Annotated in this window: 16 protein-coding genes; 8 read left to right on the top strand and 8 right to left on the bottom strand. The window is 55.3% G+C overall.

Annotated features, from left to right (window positions below):
• Window positions 1-60 precede the first annotated feature (60 nt).
• The 3 genes from AC01ZF_RS07040 to AC01ZF_RS07050 all read left to right on the top strand — a co-directional run bounded on the left by AC01ZF_RS07040 (window position 61) and on the right by AC01ZF_RS07050 (window position 3,552).
• On the top strand, window positions 61-1,530 hold the full coding sequence (locus tag AC01ZF_RS07040) for an NADH-quinone oxidoreductase subunit N (RefSeq protein ID WP_428131237.1): 1,470 nt from the start codon (window positions 61-63) through the stop codon (window positions 1,528-1,530).
• Window positions 1,531-1,908: 378 nt separating this feature from the next.
• Window positions 1,909-2,055 (top strand): hypothetical protein, encoded by a 147-nt coding sequence (locus tag AC01ZF_RS07045; protein WP_476575234.1) that lies wholly within the window; start codon window positions 1,909-1,911, stop codon window positions 2,053-2,055.
• 15 nt (window positions 2,056-2,070) lie between these two features.
• Window positions 2,071-3,552: a choice-of-anchor Q domain-containing protein gene (locus AC01ZF_RS07050; protein ID WP_476575235.1), complete on the top strand. Its 1,482-nt coding sequence runs from the start codon at window positions 2,071-2,073 to the stop codon at window positions 3,550-3,552.
• Between the two features lie 164 nt (window positions 3,553-3,716).
• Here the strand turns inward: AC01ZF_RS07050 and AC01ZF_RS07055 are convergent, their stop codons facing one another.
• Complete coding sequence (locus AC01ZF_RS07055) at window positions 3,717-4,073, bottom strand: PleD family two-component system response regulator (RefSeq protein ID WP_424674955.1); 357 nt, start codon at window positions 4,071-4,073, stop codon at window positions 3,717-3,719.
• A 111-nt stretch (window positions 4,074-4,184) separates the two neighbouring features.
• Complete coding sequence (locus AC01ZF_RS07060) at window positions 4,185-4,970, bottom strand: enoyl-ACP reductase FabI (RefSeq protein WP_424674954.1); 786 nt, start codon at window positions 4,968-4,970, stop codon at window positions 4,185-4,187.
• 205 nt (window positions 4,971-5,175) lie between these two features.
• Here AC01ZF_RS07060 and AC01ZF_RS07065 point away from each other — a divergent pair, with 205 nt between their 5' ends.
• The 5 genes from AC01ZF_RS07065 to ybeY all read left to right on the top strand — a co-directional run bounded on the left by AC01ZF_RS07065 (window position 5,176) and on the right by ybeY (window position 9,742).
• Entirely contained in the window at window positions 5,176-6,132 is a 957-nt protein-coding gene (locus AC01ZF_RS07065) for a peptidylprolyl isomerase (RefSeq protein ID WP_476575236.1), read from the top strand.
• Between the two features lie 210 nt (window positions 6,133-6,342).
• Complete coding sequence (locus tag AC01ZF_RS07070) at window positions 6,343-8,079, top strand: WD40 repeat domain-containing protein (RefSeq protein WP_424674952.1); 1,737 nt, start codon at window positions 6,343-6,345, stop codon at window positions 8,077-8,079.
• A 187-nt stretch (window positions 8,080-8,266) separates the two neighbouring features.
• Window positions 8,267-8,818: an inorganic diphosphatase gene (locus AC01ZF_RS07075; protein WP_012259161.1), complete on the top strand. Its 552-nt coding sequence runs from the start codon at window positions 8,267-8,269 to the stop codon at window positions 8,816-8,818.
• 10 nt (window positions 8,819-8,828) lie between these two features.
• Window positions 8,829-9,269: an NUDIX hydrolase gene (locus AC01ZF_RS07080; RefSeq protein WP_424674951.1), complete on the top strand. Its 441-nt coding sequence runs from the start codon at window positions 8,829-8,831 to the stop codon at window positions 9,267-9,269.
• A gap of 11 nt (window positions 9,270-9,280) precedes the next feature.
• Window positions 9,281-9,742: an rRNA maturation RNase YbeY gene (gene ybeY, locus AC01ZF_RS07085; RefSeq protein WP_424674950.1), complete on the top strand. Its 462-nt coding sequence runs from the start codon at window positions 9,281-9,283 to the stop codon at window positions 9,740-9,742.
• 56 nt (window positions 9,743-9,798) lie between these two features.
• On the opposite strand, the gene AC01ZF_RS07090 is transcribed toward ybeY, so the two are convergent.
• The 6 genes from AC01ZF_RS07090 to AC01ZF_RS07115 all read right to left on the bottom strand — a co-directional run bounded on the left by AC01ZF_RS07090 (window position 9,799) and on the right by AC01ZF_RS07115 (window position 17,822).
• Window positions 9,799-9,987, bottom strand: coding sequence for a hypothetical protein (locus tag AC01ZF_RS07090; protein WP_424674949.1), 189 nt, complete (start codon window positions 9,985-9,987; stop codon window positions 9,799-9,801).
• 3 nt (window positions 9,988-9,990) lie between these two features.
• Entirely contained in the window at window positions 9,991-11,130 is a 1,140-nt protein-coding gene (locus tag AC01ZF_RS07095; RefSeq protein ID WP_428131383.1) for a methyltransferase domain-containing protein, read from the bottom strand.
• A 17-nt stretch (window positions 11,131-11,147) separates the two neighbouring features.
• Entirely contained in the window at window positions 11,148-12,236 is a 1,089-nt protein-coding gene (locus tag AC01ZF_RS07100; RefSeq protein WP_424674947.1) for a M20 family metallopeptidase, read from the bottom strand.
• A gap of 188 nt (window positions 12,237-12,424) precedes the next feature.
• Window positions 12,425-13,210, bottom strand: coding sequence for an SDR family NAD(P)-dependent oxidoreductase (locus tag AC01ZF_RS07105; RefSeq protein WP_424674946.1), 786 nt, complete (start codon window positions 13,208-13,210; stop codon window positions 12,425-12,427).
• A complete protein-coding gene (locus AC01ZF_RS07110; RefSeq protein ID WP_476575237.1) occupies window positions 13,207-14,100 on the bottom strand; it encodes a R2-like ligand-binding oxidase in 894 nt (297 codons plus the stop codon). Before AC01ZF_RS07110 ends, AC01ZF_RS07105 begins: the two co-directional genes overlap by 4 nt.
• A 20-nt stretch (window positions 14,101-14,120) precedes the next feature.
• Complete coding sequence (locus AC01ZF_RS07115; RefSeq protein WP_424674944.1) at window positions 14,121-17,822, bottom strand: HEAT repeat domain-containing protein; 3,702 nt, start codon at window positions 17,820-17,822, stop codon at window positions 14,121-14,123.
• Between the last annotated feature and the right edge of the window lie 109 nt (window positions 17,823-17,931).

The raw sequence follows: 17,931 nt of genomic DNA on the forward strand, positions 1-17,931 counted from the left end.
CCGGCATTGAGGGGTGGGCAGACCGTTCACCGCCCCTATGCCGTTGAGGAGGAGATACACATGGATTCATTGACGATCCCACCGGTGGATCTACGTTTACTGGCGCCCCTGTTAGTTGTTGTTACGTGGGCGACGGTGTTGTTGTTAGTTGATGTGTTCTTCATACCTGATGGTCGCAAGAAACTGACCGGCTATCTCGCGATTGGTGGCTTGGTAGCAGCCGGATTGGTCGGTTTGCCGCTGTGGGGCGTGACCGGTACGACCTTTGGCGGCATGCTGCGCTTGGATCCGTTTGCGCTCACGCTCACATGGATTTTCCTGCTGATCGGCATTCTCAGCATTACAATGTCGTTGGAGTATTTGCCTGGTCAAGGGATCGAGCAGGGCGAGTATTATCCATTGATCATGTTTGCCGTGAGCGGGATGATTTTGCTGGCTCAAGGCACCGATCTGATTGTGCTCTTTTTGGGAATAGAAACTCTTTCGATTACGCTGTATATCTTAACCGGTTTTGCCTACCCGCGACTGACCTCGGAAGAGGCAGCGATGAAGTATTTGGTGTTAGGGGCGTTTGCCGCCGGTTTCTTCGTCTACGGGATTGCCTTGATCTTCGGTGCTACCGGCTCGACGCGGCTCGGCGAGATCGGGGCCTATGCAGCGAGTCGCGGTATCGGTGATCTGAACCTAACGCTCTTGCTCGGTGGGGCGGCAATGGTGCTGATCGCCTTCTCGTTCAAGGTGGCGCTTGCACCTTTCCACATGTGGACGCCCGATGTCTATGAGGGTTCACCGACGCCGGTGGCGGCGTTTATGAGCGTTGGTACCAAAGGTGGCGCGCTTGCAGCCCTGGTGCGGTTGCTCTTTGAGGGCTTGCCTACGCTCAATGAATACTGGCTGCCGGTGTTGGCCGGGCTGACTGCTCTGACCATGGTCGTTGGTAATCTCGGTGCGGTGGCGCAGACGAATGTAAAGCGGATGCTGGCCTATTCGAGCATTGGTCATGCCGGTTATGTGATGCTTGGGGTGATGGTTGCCGGCGAGCAGCGCGGGCCTGAAGCGTTCCTGTTCTATATGTTGGTGTATGCGTTGAGTAATCTTGGTGCGTTTGCCGTACTGATTGCGCTTGAGCATCAGGGCGAAAATGCGTGGCGGCTCGATGATTTTGCCGGCCTGTACCAGCGTCAGCCGCTGTTGGCAGTGGCTATGGCAATCTTTATGTTCTCGCTGGCCGGTGTTCCGCCAATGGCCGGATTTATGGCAAAGTTCTATGCTCTGACCGCCGCATGGGAAGGTGGTTTGCCCTGGTTGGCACTGGTCGGGGTGGTGACGAGCGCGATTGCAGCCTTCTTCTACCTCCGTGTTATTATTCGTATGTTCATGACCGAACCAGAAGGCGAACCGACCCCAACCCTAAACCGTGGCCTAACCGTTGATATTGCGCTTGCTGCGATTGGGACGATTGCAATTGGCCTGATTCCGGCGCCGGTCTTTGCACTGGTTGAGCGGTCATTGGTAGTGTTTGGTGGATAGAAAAAGGTTCTGTTATCGCCTCCCCCTTCTCTCCGGCGCGAGAGAAGGGGGATTTGCATGTTCGTATTCGGTTGGGTGGCGATGACTACAATCCGTTGTAGTCATCGGTTGGTGTTGACCAACACAACCAGCATTCTTGCCCTCTCTGGTAAATTCCCCTTCTTTCGGTAACAATTCGGTAACATCGTTGTCGTATACTTATCTGTACCATAGTTAGGGCGTATTTGGTATTTGAACAAGACATACTCCAAGAAGAGCGGTTGCACTCATGTCGAAGGATGCAGTTGCATTTTGATGATGGGCGTTAGATGGTGCCGTAGTGACAGAGGGGATGGGTTAGCGTTGAGCATGAGTCTGAATTGTCGTCGTAGGTGCGCTATGAATGCCAAACATCCGTTGGTAATCGCTAGTGCAATTATCGTGCTGTGTCTATCCATTATCGGCTACAATACGGCACCAGTACAAGCAACAGGTGTGTTGTATGTAGCGCCGACCGCAGTAGGCAGTGGCGATTGTTCGTCATAGGCGAATGCATGTACCTTGCAGACTGCGCTTACCAATGCGGTAGCCGGTCAGCAGATCTGGGTACAGGCGGGTGTCTATAAACCCGGAAGTACACGTAGTGATAGTTTTGCACTTAAGAGCAATGTGGCCGTTTATGGAGGATTTGCCGGTATCGAAACAAGTCTGAGTCAACGTAATATCACCAATATCACTGTTCTGAGCGGCGATATTGATAACAACGATAGTATTGACGCTAACGGTGTGACAACGGAGATCAATGGCGCGAACAGCTATCACGTCGTCACAGCATCTGGAGTAACCGGCGCCGTTCTTGACGGATTTGTGATTACCGGGGGCCAAGCGGATGGTGGAGTTTTTTTCGACAAAGGTGGTGGGCTGTACAGCTACAATAGTAGCTTTTCGCTACGTCACATTACCTTCGCCGGTAATTATGCCTCGAGCGGTGGTGGGATGTACAATGATCACAGTCTTTGCGGACTAGAGCTAGAGACTGTTACGTTCATGGACAACACTGCGCTCTATTTTGGCGGAGGAATGTTTAATGAACAGATCAGTACCATCTGTACCACCACTAATCCGACTCTGAAGAATGTGACCTTCGCCAACAATCGTGCTGATTATGGCGGTGGGATGTTTAATTCAAATAGCAGTCCAGAGATCATCCACGTCACCTTTAGCGGCAACCACGCAGACCAGAAGGGTGGCGGGATGTATAATAACTCGGGCAGTAATCCTGAGGTACGGAGGGTGATTATCTGGGGTAATAGTGCTCAGGCCCATGCTGGAGTAAGTAATGTATCTGGAGCAACACCCAGGTTTACCCACACTATTGTTGAAGGATGTATAAATCCGATTAGTTTGAATTGGATAAATGCTTGCGGCATCAATAATGGAGGCAATCTTGGCGCCGATCCGAATCTTGGTCCACTTACTGACTTTGGTGGGCCGGGGCGTCAACTCTTCCCCTTGTCACCAGGTTCTCCTGCAATTGACGCCGTAACAGGCTACTGTCCTTCAGTTAGCGATCAGCGCGGTGTCGCTCGTCCGGTCGATGGTGATGGTGATAGTGTAGCCCGCTGCGACATAGGTGCGTTTGAGTTTACGGCATCTGTGCCAACTCCAACCCCGACGGCGACGGCGACAGACACCCCGACGGCGACGGTGGCGGAGACCCCGACGGCGACGGTCACGCCGACGGCGACGGCGACGGCGACGGTCACGCCGACGGCGACGGCGACGGCGACAGACACCCCGACGGCGACGGTCACACCGACGGCGACGGCGACAGACACCCCGACGGCGACGGCGACCCCGACGGCGACGGCGACCCCGACGGCGACAGACACCCCGACGGCGACGGCGACCCCGACGGCGACCCCGACGGCGACGGCACAACCGGCTCCATCGTATCGCCTTTACGTTCCGATAATCATGAGGCAGCCAACCGTGTTCGCAGCGCCCGTCCATCGAACCTATCTGCCGATGATGTTCCGCTGAAAGGAGGTTGATTACGGGTAAGATGCGGTTTTCAGCACGACGATAAGAGCGAAGGCATCGAGTAAAAGGTTGTTGCCACTTCCTGCCCTATACGACGAGAGCGCTGCCTACGAGGCAGCGCTCTCGCTACGAATGTAGCAGTGCTCGAGAACGTATGTTGATAGCTATGGTTGTCCTAATAGAAAATTGATCGTCTCGATTAAGACGGTTGCCTCGACCGGTTCAGGCACTATCGCAATCGTCCAATCGCTGGCGTAAGGTACCGATTGAAGCTCATTCATCGGCAAAGCGCTCGCAATCACGATAGGCACATTTGCAGTCGTTTCATCGGCACGGAGGCGCTCGATAACCTGTTCTTCCGGCGAAGACAGGGCCGGCATAGCAATGATAAACAGTGCCGGGAGTGTAGCCGGTAAGGCATCGGGTGTATAAGTAGTGACACGAAAGTCGTGACCGGTTATGAGAGCGGCCAGTCGTTGTGCGGTCGCGCTATCGGTTGATACAACTGCAACCTCTACCATGCTTTCCTCCGCAGTGCAGTGCGCATGTTGCTTCATTGTAGCACACTGCGGACAGAACGGCTACTCACGAAATAGAATATCTCTTGGTGGGTCTTCAGATTCACGGTATAGTTATAATTCGTCACTACTGCCTGGCACAACGACGTTGAATCCACCGTCAACATAATGAATCTCACCGGTGACACCGGCTGAGAGTGGTGAGCAGAGATACAGGGCTGCATTGCCGACATCCTCAATCGTGACATTGCGGCGTAACGGTGCGTACTCGGCAAAGTGCTTGTGTAAGCTGCGAAAATTGGCAATACCACTGGCGGCAAGCGTCCGAATCGGGCCGGCGCTAATCGCGTTCACTCGGATGCCACGTGGTCCGAGACCGGCAGCGAGGTAGCGCACGCTGGCTTCGAGCGCTGCTTTGGCTACTCCCATCACGTTATAACTTCCAATGACCTGACGTGAACCGTGGTAGGTCAGGGTGAGTACGCTGGCGTTAGGGGCAAAGAGCGGCTCGGCAGCTTTGACCAGTGCGATGAGTGAGTAGGCACTGATTTCGAGTGCAATGCGGAAGCCTTCGCGGGTCGTATTGAGGATTGTACCGCTGAGTTCCTCTTTGTTGGCAAAGGCGATCGCGTGAACGAGAAAGTCGATCTGCCCGAACGTCTCGCGGGTGCGTTCCATAAGTGCTGCGATGTCTTCATCTTTCGACACGTCACACGGCTCGATCAGCGGTGCATGCATGCTTTCGGCCAAGGGGCGTACCCGCCGTTCAAGCGCCTCACCAAGGTACGTAAAGCCAATCGTTGCTCCTTCACGATGCAACGCTTGGGCGATGCCCCATGCAATCGAGCGGTCGTTGGCAACACCGAGAATTAGGCCTTTTTTGCCTTCCATGAGGCCCATAGATTATTCCTCCAGTGCAACAAGGTATCAGACTATGGCTTGAGCGCCTCACTGATGTTCTGCTTCACTAGCGCGCCATCTTACCATACTTTGGCCGAGAAGTGGGTAGTACCGATTATGCTGTGGGTGGTAAGATATGGTACGATACCTATATTGTGGCATATTGTCTGTAATACGCCCGGTTTTGGTGTGAGAGGAGTTTTGTGTGAGCCTGGATCGTTTTTTTGTCTATGTAGTTAGTCTGGTGCTGGCGGCGAGTTTGGTCTTGACCGCCTGTGGAGCACCGTCTGGGCCGACGGTAGCCGATTCGGCGACGAACGTACCATCTGCGCCGACAACAAGTGCATCACCTGCGACAGTCTCGAATGCACCAGAAGGAGCTATTGCCCGTGTCGGTGATGAATATATCCTGCGACAAGATTTTGATCGCTTCTATTTGCCAGGCGGAGATGTACAAACACTCGTTAATCAGATGATCGATGTCGAGCTGGTTGTCCAAGCGGCCCGTCAGGAAGGGGCGATGGTCGATGAGACCGTGGTTGATGCGCAGGTGGAGCAATTGCGCTTGGCGCAGGCTGGTGGTGATGACGCGAAATTTGCTGAGTTTTTGCAGAGTAACAACATCGCCGACGAAGCTGAATTACGGCGGTTGTTGCGGCGTGATCAGTTGATTGAGCAGATGCTACTCAAGCATACAACTGCTGAACAGGTGCGGGCGCGGCATATTTTGGTCGCGGCTACGCCGGAGGAAGCTGAGAGTCGCAAGGCCACTGCCGAAGCTATTCTGACCGAATTGCGGAATGGAGCCGATTTTGCTGCGCTAGCGCGAACGCGCTCGGATGATCCAGGATCGGCGGCGCAAGGAGGTGATCTCGGTTGGGCGCCACGTGGCGTCTATGTTGCTCCGTTTGAAGAGGCGATTTTTAGTATGCAACCGGGCGAATTACGCCTGGTCCAAACCGATTTCGGTTGGCATATCATTGAGGTGACTGGCGGGCCAGAGGTGCGCAGTTTCGAGGATCGGGCGTTGTTAGACACACCTGCTGGGCAAGAAGCATTTTCTGCCACGTTTTTGCCATGGGTGGCTGAGCTGCGAAGTGCAGCTGAAGCGGCAGGGAAAATTGAGATTTTAGTCGATCTGAATACGCTGGTTCAGCAGTAAAATTTGTTCACTACTTTTCACGTGCAAAGACACAAAAGTGGTTGGGTGACCAACATGAGGCATCTGCGGCGCGGGTTTTCTGTTATCTGCACACCTAACCGGTCTTTTTTGGGTCTTTGCACTTTCGTATTCAGAAACAAATCGCCGATCACGTTCGTCATGATGATATGCAGAATGATACCATACAGATGCATCGCTAAGGAGAACGTTATGCTGTATCGCCTGGGTCTACTCTGCTTATTGGTACTGGTTGGATGCACAGTAGCGGGAACAACATCGCCGATAGCATCACCGGTATCGAATATTCCACCACCGACAATTGCGATTACTAATGTTGTGCCGACGGCGGTGCCAACGTTACAGCTACCGACAGTGGTGCCAACGCTTCTGTCAACATCGACTCCTCCTGCCCCGACGCCGACACCAATTCCGCCAACGCCACTGCCTCAACCGGTGGTTCTTGCGCCAACATACCCAGAGGAGATTCTATTTTTGCGTGGTGGATCGTTAGTGGCCATCGATCCGTCAAGTAACCAGGAACGGGTGTTGGCGAATAATGTACGTGACGTGGCGATTGATCTGACGGGTCGGCATCTTGCAGTGGCTTCCAATCAGACCATCAATCTGATCGACCGTAGTAGTGGTTCGGTGCAAACGTTGGTATCGGGCAAGATCGCATATGGGTTGAGTTGGGCACCTGATGGATTAACGCTGGCGTATGCAGCCGCTCCTCAACCACCTACGTTGCCGTTCGATTGGATGCAATGGAGTAATTGGTGTGCTACGGCGACTGTGTACCTGATTGACCTGCCGACGCTCAACGAGCTTACCATTGGGTCGGGCTGCGATCCGGTATTCGCCTCTGATGGTCGTCGTTTGGCTTTTGCAACGTCTCCATCGATTCAACCTGGTTCCTTGAACTTTCCCGGCCAAAACAATGCCATTCGATTAGTGAATCGGGCCGGTGCCAATGCGTGGAATCTGGCGACGGCCAATGGTTCTCCCGGATCGGGGTATCTGGTGTATCGGCCAGCGTGGCTACCGGATGCGAAGATGGTAGCCTATCAGCGTTTTCTTGGTTATCAGGCGTTAGTTGATCTTAATCTGACAATGATTACCGATAGTAGCGGAGGTACTGAAAATCCGACTCTGATCGGAACAGGCTGGCTCCGTCCACCGGCCTTTTCGCCTGATGGTCAGTATGTCGCTTCGGTAGAATATAACTTTAGTGATCCTCGTGGCTTCAGCGGCTACGACATTTGGGAATTTGCGTTAGTCCAACTGAAAGGACAACGGAGTGAGATTTTACCGAGCGGTAATCTCAATCTGTTTGGTACAGTGGTAGCGCAGTTGCCACGCATTACCTCAGCAGCTTGGTCACCACAAGGTGATAGTCTAGTGGTACTTACTCCCGAGAATTGGAATGCAACAGCCGATCCGAACGACCCCCTCTATAGTGTCACCACACCCGGTGAGCTTTGGCGTCTCTCGACGAAAGGTCTGCCCCAGAAGATGGTGACGAACAACGTTGATTATGCCAGTCCACTCATCTGGGCTCCTGAAGATCTCGTAACTGCGCAAATTGGGTTGGCGACAATACGCTACCCTGCTTATTGGCAATTTGCGCCGGTTACGAACAACGGTGAGTTGGTAGCAACTGGGAATGGGCGATTCATCGGGCGACGTACCGTCGCTAATTCGGCTTTGCTGAACGGATCAACGTGGATGCAAACCGTCTCCGATTGGATATCGGTGGCCCAAGCTGACCCGCCATACCAACTGCCCGATGGTAGCTATCTTGTCACCTTCTCCGGTCAAGCGGCTGGAAGTGCAATCAGTGGAGTTGCTCGCTTCAATGCAAATACGATCATCATTAGTTATGCACCGGTGTCAGCCTGGCCGAATGAGCAGGCATGGGGTATTGGGTTGGCGTTTGCCGCACAGTAAGTGAGACCGGTCATTTCCAACCGGGAAATTGTATACTATTATTGATGCCGGTCTTGGCTCAAAGCGCCGCCGGCATCTTGATGTGTCATCGTTGGTTATCGGCGCCTAACGAACACTGCTACCATTACGTGTTATAATCTTGCGGTAATAGGTTAAGTTAGATAATACAGTGTAAGTGAGGCAGCCAATGCAGAACCTATGGCACGATCTAGAGCCCGGTCCAGACGTTCCGAACGTTATTCATGTTGTCGTTGAGATTCCGAAAGGTTCACGTAACAAGTATGAATTTGACAAGCGGATCGGTGCCTTTCGTCTTGATCGTGTTCTCTATTCAGCCGTTCAATATCCTGGCGACTATGGCTTTATGCCGCAGACATACTATGATGACGGCGATCCGCTCGATGTATTGGTGATGACCAACTTACCAACCTTCCCCGGCTGCATTGTCGAGGCACGGCCATTAGGTTTGTTCCGAATGCTTGACAAGGGTGAGCCGGACGACAAAGTACTGGCGGTGTTGCAGTACGATCCCTTCTTCGCCGATTATCACAATTACACTGCTCTGCCGGCGCATTATTTACGGGAGGTTGAGCACTTTTTTACCGTGTATAAAGACCTTGAAGGCTCACGGGTCGAGCCGGTCGGCTGGGAGTCGGCGGATGTCGCTCGCGAGCGGATCCAGTACTCGATTGACCGCTATTGGGATATGCGTGCCGGTCGGGTGCTCAAGCGTGCCTGAACGAACACCCATGACTTCACGCCGTTCATTGTCGCACCGTACAGCCTATTCGGCCGGCGGTGTTATTTACCGGATCGTTGCCCCGCAGATCGAAGTGGCGTTAATCGCCACCGATCGCGGGGAACGCTGGGGGTTGCCTAAGGGTCACGTCAATCGTGGTGAGACCGCTGAGGCCGCAGCCGTGCGTGAAGTTGCGGAAGAAACCGGTTTGTTTGGTGTGGTCGAGCGGCATTTGGCGACCATCGAGTATTGGTTCCGTTCGGGATCGGGCCGGGTGCATAAGTACGTCGATCTCTTTTTACTGCGCTACGAGCACGGTGAGATTCGTCCTCAGGCTGGCGAGGTTGACGATGCACGTTGGTTCACGCTCGATGAAGCTCTACAGCGGGTTTCATTTGAGCGGGAAAGGGATGTTCTGCTCCTGGCGCGGCAAATCCTGTGCAGTGTTTGAGACTCACCACTATGACATATACCGTTGAAGTATTGATTGATGACGGTTTGGCGGTTGATGCGGCGTTGGTTGAACGAGCAGCTCAGGCAGTGTTAATCGCTGAGCAAGTTCCTGCCGGTTGTGAGGTTTGCATTCGTATTACGACTGATGCCGAATTACACCGGCTCAACCGCGATTTTCGAGGGATTGATGCGCCAACCGATGTTCTCTCGTTTGCCGATGATGGTGATAGTAGCCAGTTTGTGACTGCACCAAACCTTCCGCGATACCTCGGTGATATTGCTATCTCCTATGAGCGAGTGTTGGCGCAAGCAGCGGAATACGGCCATAGCCCAGCCCGTGAGTTGGCTTACTTGACCGTACACGGGGTGTTACATCTGCTGGGGTATGACCACGAGCACGGTCTTGCCGATGAGGCCCTCATGCGTGCGCGGGAAGAGGCGGTGATGACTGCACTGGGTTTGCCACGCTGAGTACGTCGTTTGGTGTATAACCAGTGGAAGGAGGGGTGAGGGTACCTCCCTTCCACTTACCGTCTTCGCTGACCGAGCAACCTATCGACAGCGTATTCGATCACGAGATAGCTGCCCACTACCAGTAACAACAATCCCCACCATGGCGTCGGTACCCAGATCACGATATGGAGCCGTGACCAGATCAGCCACAAGACAAACACGACGATCAGTATCCTGATCAGGGAACGGAGTCGGCTTGGCATAACTTATTCCCAATCGTCATCTTCGGCAGGTATAGGTGGCGGTGGTGGTGCTGCCGTATCAGGAACCCGAATATGTTCGCAGATCGTTGCCCGATGACCGAGTACCAGCACACGGTGGCGAGCCGTGGCGCGTAAGACCGGTGCTGCCTGTGTTCTGGCCCGGTCGAGCAGTTGTTGATCGGCGACGAGGGTCACTAGCCGTCCACCTGGTTTGAGGACACGCGCGATCTGGCGCAACACGTCGCGGTATAGCTCTTCGAGGTCTTCACCTTCGCCGATCTGGGTGCCGAACGGCAAATTAACGGCAACCTTGGTCACGCTGGCGTCGGGCAACGGTAGCTTGGTCGCGTCCCAGCGGCGGATTGCGATCTGACCACGGATACCGCGGAGATTGGCTTGCATAGCCGTCACCGCAGCCGGGCTAATATCACCGCCGTAGAGTGCGGTAAATGGTCCGGCGGCAGCCCGTTCAAGCAAGATCGTGCCGACGCCGGCCATTGGGTCGAGAAAAATGTCGTCAGCCGCCGGCTGGGTCAGCATGACCATCGTCGCAGCAAGGGCCGGACGCAGTGAGGCCGGGAGGTGGGCAATTTTGCCACGGATGCGCAACGACGCATCGGAAAGCCGAATCGCTACGATCAGTTCTTGTTCGATCAGGGTGGCCCACACCTCCAAATCGGCTTCTTCATTTACCGGCTGCCAACGGCCTGGCCAGCCGTCGCGGATCGCGTCACTGACAGCCCGCCCTAGCTCATAGCGCTGGAAGCGGTGTTTGCCGACCATCCGCGCAACGACGCGAAAGCTGCCGTTCCGCTTTCCACCATGTAGCCGTTGCCACAACGTGAGTGCCGGTTTGACGACTTCCTCATTTCGGGTTGCGGCATGAATCTGGCGTAATCCGCGCTCATCAGGTGCGATTTTGAAGCCACGTGTCGCGACAACGAAGACATCTTCGATGGTACGCAGTTCCAGTAATCGGCGCGGTGAGCCTTGGTAATCAAGGAGGATAAGGTCGTTACGACTCGGTACGTTACGCACCCCAACTTGGCGTGGCGCAGTCCGTTCGTCGGTATGGATTTTTTGTTCAACTTCACGCCATGTGAGCGCGGCGAGGCCGGGTAAGGTTTGTAGAAGGTAGAGCATGGTATTATTTAGGACTGCTAAATACTGTTGACGTAGTCGTTAATGATGTGGTAGAGCGTGACCAGACTGGCAATCTCCACCCACTCTTCAGCCGAATGTAACCCGGCCCCCACCGGACCGAGACAGATGGCCGGAATGCCAATGTGTGAGTAGTAACGCGCATCGGTGGCGAAATGTTCGCGGTAGAAGCGTGGTGGTTGGCCGGTATGACGTTCGATCAGGTTGGCGATCCGTTCAACTTCGTGATGTTCAGGATCGGTGTGTAGCCCGGCGCTAGCCATCACACTTACAAACTCACTATCGGGGAAGACAGCAGCGAGATCGGCCTGAATCGCTTCTGGGGTTGTATCCAGCGTCCAACGAATATCGAACGTAACGAACACCTCTGCTGGTACTTGGTTGCGTGAACCGGCACCGGCGTGAATTTCCGTTGGGGTTACCGACGTGCGCCATTCGTGGGGGCCGGTGGGTGGTGGGTAGCGTTCGGCCAGCGCATTGATCCCACGGGCCAGCCGATAAATTGGATTCTCACCTTCCCATGGTCGTGAACCGTGAGCAGCACGACCGGGTAAGCGCAGCTTGGCCCACATGCCACCTTTGTGCTCGAACAAAATACCGAGATCGGTTGGTTCGAGGCAGAGCATGAATTCGCAGCTCCAGCCTTCGTCGCGCAGCCGACCGGTACCGTGACGACCACCAATCTCCTCATCGGTCACAAACTGAAAACCGACATCGGGTGGGTTGGGTTGGGTTGCCAAATCCCGAATCAGGCGGAGCATGACCGCAATACTACCTTTCATATCCTGGCTACCGCGCCCGTAAATGCGGCCGTTGCGTATTTCTGGTGTAAATTGGTGTGGTTGCCCTACAACGACATCAAGGTGGCCGTTCAGCATGAGTCGTGGTGATCGCGTAGGTCGTAAGGTAATCACGAGGGCCGGTTTACCGCCTGCGCTACTCCGTTCAATGTGCAACGATGGTAGATCGGCGACGTATGCAGCAACATAATCGATAGCAGCCTGCAACTGATCAGGTCGGTCGGCAATCGTCTCAAATCGGATGAGATCACAGGTCAGACGGGTCAGTTCCGCGGCAAGTTCGCTCATATGTATATCCTACAGCATCAAAGCACGGAAGCGTAGAGCGCCGCTAAAGGTAGCGACTGTACGGTTCTGCGTCGTGCTCGCTTAACGCTGTCTGTAGTGTACCACAGTCGGGGTGTGTCGCTACACATGAACGCAAGGATGCAACGGGCAATGTGTCAGTGGTACGTGCGTCGCCGGTGGGTGTGTCGCTACACCAACCGGCTAAACGGCGGTAGAAGATCAGGCGCAACCGCAGCGACAACTGCAAACAGTTTTGCTTTCCAACTAGGAAAGATATGTCGGCGACGGGCGGCGATACCGGCCAGACTCGCTCGTACTACCGGGCGCGGTTGATCGACCAACCAGTGCGGGACACGCCGTGGTGGGCCTTCCCCGTACTGTGGTGCATCAAGGATGTTGGTTTGGGTGAAAAAAGGATAAACCGTACTGACGCAATAGCCGTCGGCAGTGAGGCCACCGGCGAAGCCACGCAGGCCGAACTTAGCAGCGCTGTAGACACTAATGTTGGGTAGTGCGGCGCGACCAAGGATCGACGAGATGAAGACGATCTGCCCGTTAGGACGATGATGCAACATCGGTAAGAGTGCGGCAGTGAGTCGGATCGGAGCGTGGAGATTAATCTGTAAGAGTCGTTCGATGGCAGCCGGCGGGATAACATTGAGTGGGCCATACAGACCGACGCCGGCGTTGTGAATGATCAGATCGAGATCGGGGGCCACGTGCATCACCTGTTGGGCTAGCCGGTCACAACTAGCCGGATCACTCAAGTCTGCCGGTAGTAAAGCCCGAATGCAACCGGGATGCGGACTCGTCTGGTGGTGGGACGCAAACTCGGCAGCGGCAGTCAGTCGATGTGGATGGTGACTGCTTAGGATTAGGTCGGCGCCGGCAGCCAACAATTGGCGAGCAAACTCGCGTCCCAATCCGCCACCGGCACCGGTTAGTAAGACAACCCGTCGCAAGAACGTACTCATGCGGCTTCCTCATCATCGGTCGCCAGTCCTTCAATCTCGGCGAGGCTCTGCTGAGACGCCAGTTCCAGCCGATTGAGACGGCGTTGGAATTGGTTGAGGGCAAAGGTGCTGAAGGTCTCGATCTGCAAGCCAAACGGCATCGTATCATAACTGGTAAAAATCTCATCGATGACGCCTAAGGCGTGCATGACTAGCTCGTTCATCCGCTCAACGATATGATCCCAAATCTGCCGGTCGGTGGCGATCAGGCGTGATAGGAGGTAGATGCCATACGCAATATGACGCGACTCATCTTGTTTGAGCAGCCGAATCCCCTCACGTACACCGGGCATCAGATTGTGAGTGTCGAGAATAGTAAAGTAGCCGTGGTATCCGGTCTCGGCGAGTACCCCTTCAACGATCATATTGTATGTGAGCGACGCTTCGGCGAGATTGAGCGGTGACGGATCGTGCTCTAGACGTTGCATTGCACGCGGGAGTGCGTCGTAAATCAGTGCCCGATAGCTAGGCGTATGGTAGCAACTGAGGTTGTGGTCGACTCGGGCTACTTCGCTGATGAAGCGGGCAAAGAAATCGGTATGCTTGGCTTCTTCAAACAAGAACGTGGTGAGAAAAAGCTCCTCCTCTAGCCGTCCATCGTGCGCAATGGCTTTGATCAGAGGTAACAAGTCGAGGGTAACAGCTTCTTCGCCGGCCTGAAAGAGGGCCGTCAGACGTAGTAATAAATCGCGTTCTTCGTCACTTAGCCGATTCCAGTCGTCAATGTCACGGCTGAAATCGAGCTGTGAGGGGTTCCAGATGCCAAACTGTTTTGCTTTCTCAAATAGACGCATTGGTGGACTGTTGCGACGTAAGCCGCGGCTTGTCGTGACGAAATTGGTGTGGGACATCCCTCGCTCCTTTCACTGAACTAGTGGCTGGAAAGCAGCTTGTTAGCGATTGCTTTCGGTTCACCGATCTCGATCGGTACCAGCCGGTCAAGCAGTACCGTGCCGGCCCACAGCGCTACTTCGGGAATCGGTGATGTGACAAGGGTAATCAGTGCGGTGAGCGCCGCCTCGTACCCGACTTCAGTCCATTGCCGGTCGAGGGCAGCGATTGCTGCATGTTTCACTGCCAGCGGTTGCGTAGCATCACCGGCAAGCCGAAGTAATACGCCAACGACGGTTGCATCGGCTTGCCGACCCAGTACGGCAATGGCATGGCAGCGTAATTGTTCAGGTGCCGTCGGATCATTTGCTACTTGGCGAATGAGCGGATCGTTCGGTTCGTATGTACTGAGATGGTGCAACGCTTGAAACCGAAGGACAACCGTCTGCTGTGGATCGGTTAGTGGTTGACGTAATGCTGCATGATACGGGGCGATGGCAGCGAGGAGCCGGAAGGCTTGGGTTTGGAGTGCCGGATACGGCGAGAGCAACGCTTCTACAAAGACCGGTATGGTCTCGTCGGCTGCCGACGCATCAAAGGCTGCCGCTGCTGCGAGGCGTACAGCCAGATCGGGATGGCTGCGGATCAAGCGGGCCAGGATCGGCGCATGGGTTTCGGGATGGGCGGCGAGCGCGCCTACCGCAGCGAGCGCACAGGTTCGGTCGGGGTCGAAGGCAAGGCGGTGTAAGATAGGGGCCGGACCCGGTTGCGGACTACGACTCAGCGCACGCAGGGCAGCACTACGGATCGGTTCTGGTTGTGAGGTGATCAACTCGGTGAGCGGCGCAACCGGTGCCTCAACTATCGCATCGAGGGCTGCGGCACGGATCGCAGGGGTCTCTTCGTTGTTCAGCGCAATCTCAAGGAGGGCGGGTACCGCAGTAGGGTCAGCATTGCGGCCCAGTGCCCGTAATCCGGCAAGTCGCACCGCTTCGTCGGTAGCAGTGTTGACTAATTGTAGCAGTTGCTCGTTGAGGGTTGGTGGCAATGGCGGTTGGAGCCGATCGAGTGCAGTACAGCCCAAACTGCTGTCTGCGTGTTTGGCAAGATGCAAGAGTACTTCTGCACCATTAGGCTGTTGCGCGAGCGTGTGCAAAGCGGCATAACGCAGCGGCGGGTCGTGTTCGGTATTACGGACAATTGCCACTAAATCGCACGATGGGTCGGCGTTTAGTAGTTCGCTGAGCGGTCGAAGTGAGCTGGTGTCATACAGCGCGACACCGATCAAGGCGCGAACTGCCGGCATCAATGTCGGTTGATGTTGACCAATGGTGCCAAGTGTACGGGCTGTGGCGCTACTCAATATCATGACGTGACCGGCAATTAATGCCGATGGCCGGTCAAGCGCGACTCCGATGAGGTTCGGATGGTTGGCAATTGCCACCATCAGATCGGCTAGTAGTGCCCGGACAGTTGGGTTGTCGGCTTGATCAATCCACTGTTCACTCGGCCCGATTAACGCCGGAAACGATGTAATCCATGTTTCGAGCAGTGTGACACCGTAGGTCGGTGCAAGGATGTGACCGAGTGCTGCTAATGCTTGCTTCCCCCCGTGCTTGCCGAGCGTTTCAATGATGGTTGTCGTCAGGGCTGCGTCTAGATCAGGTTGGTTCAGTACGGTGAGTAAGCTGGTTCGTGCAGTGAGTGCCGTCGATTGATGAAGACGGGCAATTGCACTGAGCACATGCACGGTGGTACGGCGAATGAGCGGTGGATGCCTGCGGTCGAGTAGTGGGTCGAGGTGGGTGATGACGTGGATGTTGTGGCAGAGACTGCGTACCGCAGCCGCGCGAATAATTTCGGGTTCGTGCTCGGCGTAAAGGAGACGTTTGAGCAGCTCGGTCCCATTTGGTAGTCGGCTGAGCAGTCGAATCGCCCGCAGCCGCAGATCGAGCGGGAGGCGATTGCTAATGGCAAAGGCCGCGATAAAGGTTTGGCCGTCGGCTGTCGTTGCAAGATCGGTCAACGCTTCATCACGGGCCGACCATGGTTTGTCGGTTTGGGTTACAAAGCGGGCGAGTTGATCAATATGACCGGTGCGGATCCATACCTTACGCGCTGCTTGCCGTACTTCGGGCATCGGATCGACAATCGCTTGCCCGACTTCGGCAGGCGGAAGGGCTGCCGGTGCGAGCGCGCGGACACTTGTCGGTAATGTGGTGTGGGCCAAGAGGTGATGGGCAATCAGGTATTGCCGGTTTGTACCGGCTGCACCGCTGAGCAGTAAACGTAGGCCAAGCTGTAAGGCTGGTTCGGCGAGATGATGGATTGTGTCGGGATGGGCCACTGCGAGGAGGCAACGACCTGCTTGACTGATCAGATCGGCGTAGGTCGGTAACGGCGGCGGCAAGATGCGTTGCCGGTACAGCAAATCAATTGCCTGCCAGCGTAATACAGGCGGAGCATCGCTGGTGTCGAGGATGGTAATCAGGAGGGTCGTGCTCGTCTCTGGCGGCAAAAGTTCGGTAATCCGTTCTAACAGCTCGTTGATCTGGCCTGATTGGGTACGGCCAATATCGGTCAAAATAACCGGTAATACCGGGACGAGGGTGGCAAGTGCTTCACCCCGCGAGCGACAAATTTCGTCAAGAATGGGCCGGCTAAGTGCCGGATCGAGTCGAGGACGTTCACGAAGCGAACGTGCCAGTAACGACAGGCGTTCGTGAGAGGGGAGCATAGCATCTGCAAGCGTATTGATCAACGGACGCGGGTCAGGAGCGGCGCCGAAGGCCAGCGGGATACACAACCCACGCCAGTGTGGAGTAGCTTGACGGATGGTTGCCGAATGAGGTGTCGCTTGCGCAGCCAATTCTACTGCTTGTCGATACAACCGGTATGCAGTTAATCCAATCCGCCAACCAGCCTGTTCATCTGTAGCAACGATAATCGGTGCGACGAAGGCAGCGGTACGTTCGTACAGCGCGGCGCGCGAAATCGGCCAGCCACTGAGTGGTTGGGTTAGAGCCAGCATCAAAATCTCTGCCGGGCGCTCGCGCAGGAGCACGAGTGGATCGCGCTCGAAGAGGGCCAATCCTTCTTGGCGATCGGTAAAGGTGAAGAGTCGCTGTGCCCATTCTGCCAGATGTTCGGCAGATAACGGTGCAATAGCGTGATGACGAAATCCCGGCCACAATTCTCCCGCCGGTAACGCGACGACCGTGCATGCCCGTGACCAGCGTTCGGGTAGACGGGTGAGAAAACGCTGCCAGATGGCTCGCCGGGCGAGTGGCAACTCCTCCCAGTCGTCGATCAACAGAAGGCAAGGGAGGTTATGTTCGAGTGGGTTCGGCGCGAGGTTTCGCCTCGCCAATGCACGAGCAACGATCGCGCGTGGGGTCAGACTCGGTGAGTCGAGTTCGCCGAGCAATAAGCGCACCAACGGCATTGCCGGTTGCTGATCGAGCCAACGGCGGGCGATTTGGGCAAGCGCGAGGCTACGACCACTGGCCGGCGGCCCGATGAGTGCGATGTGATGCGGCTCGCTCATCAGCTTCGCTAGATCGAGATTAAGACCCAACGGTAGCTCAAGCGCTACCGGTAGCAAACGAGTAATTGGTTCACTCTCGAGCCATTGTTCAACCGCAGTACGAACCTCGCGCGGTATACGGCGTGGCAAAAAGAGATCGCGGAGCGCGCGAGGTACGAAGGTCATCTCAGGACGATCGGCGCTCCGTTCTTGCATAGTGTGTTCCTACCGAAAGCGATGTGCTGGGAATGGTCGTTTGGTTCGGATCGATATGACATACATGAGTCGCAATCGGTACGGTTAATGGCGTTCGGGGGTAGGATGC

It is taken from the genome of Chloroflexus sp., assembly GCF_056331925.1.

What these genes read in the sequence shown, in the direction of transcription:
- AC01ZF_RS07105 (WP_424674946.1), bottom strand. Translation starts at nt 13,210, where the DNA reads ATGAGTACGTTCTTGCGACGGGTTGTCTTACTAACCGGTGCCGGTGGC.
- AC01ZF_RS07075 (WP_012259161.1), top strand. Translation starts at nt 8,267, where the DNA reads ATGCAGAACCTATGGCACGATCTAGAGCCCGGTCCAGACGTTCCGAAC.
- AC01ZF_RS07100 (WP_424674947.1), bottom strand. Translation starts at nt 12,236, where the DNA reads ATGAGCGAACTTGCCGCGGAACTGACCCGTCTGACCTGTGATCTCATC.
- AC01ZF_RS07090 (WP_424674949.1), bottom strand. Translation starts at nt 9,987, where the DNA reads ATGCCAAGCCGACTCCGTTCCCTGATCAGGATACTGATCGTCGTGTTT.
- AC01ZF_RS07055 (WP_424674955.1), bottom strand. Translation starts at nt 4,073, where the DNA reads ATGGTAGAGGTTGCAGTTGTATCAACCGATAGCGCGACCGCACAACGA.
- ybeY (WP_424674950.1), top strand. Translation starts at nt 9,281, where the DNA reads ATGACATATACCGTTGAAGTATTGATTGATGACGGTTTGGCGGTTGAT.
- AC01ZF_RS07070 (WP_424674952.1), top strand. Translation starts at nt 6,343, where the DNA reads ATGCTGTATCGCCTGGGTCTACTCTGCTTATTGGTACTGGTTGGATGC.
- AC01ZF_RS07060 (WP_424674954.1), bottom strand. Translation starts at nt 4,970, where the DNA reads ATGGGCCTCATGGAAGGCAAAAAAGGCCTAATTCTCGGTGTTGCCAAC.
- AC01ZF_RS07040 (WP_428131237.1), top strand. Translation starts at nt 61, where the DNA reads ATGGATTCATTGACGATCCCACCGGTGGATCTACGTTTACTGGCGCCC.
- AC01ZF_RS07095 (WP_428131383.1), bottom strand. Translation starts at nt 11,130, where the DNA reads ATGCTCTACCTTCTACAAACCTTACCCGGCCTCGCCGCGCTCACATGG.
- AC01ZF_RS07115 (WP_424674944.1), bottom strand. Translation starts at nt 17,822, where the DNA reads ATGCAAGAACGGAGCGCCGATCGTCCTGAGATGACCTTCGTACCTCGC.
- AC01ZF_RS07045 (WP_476575234.1), top strand. Translation starts at nt 1,909, where the DNA reads ATGAATGCCAAACATCCGTTGGTAATCGCTAGTGCAATTATCGTGCTG.
- AC01ZF_RS07110 (WP_476575237.1), bottom strand. Translation starts at nt 14,100, where the DNA reads ATGTCCCACACCAATTTCGTCACGACAAGCCGCGGCTTACGTCGCAAC.
- AC01ZF_RS07080 (WP_424674951.1), top strand. Translation starts at nt 8,829, where the DNA reads ATGACTTCACGCCGTTCATTGTCGCACCGTACAGCCTATTCGGCCGGC.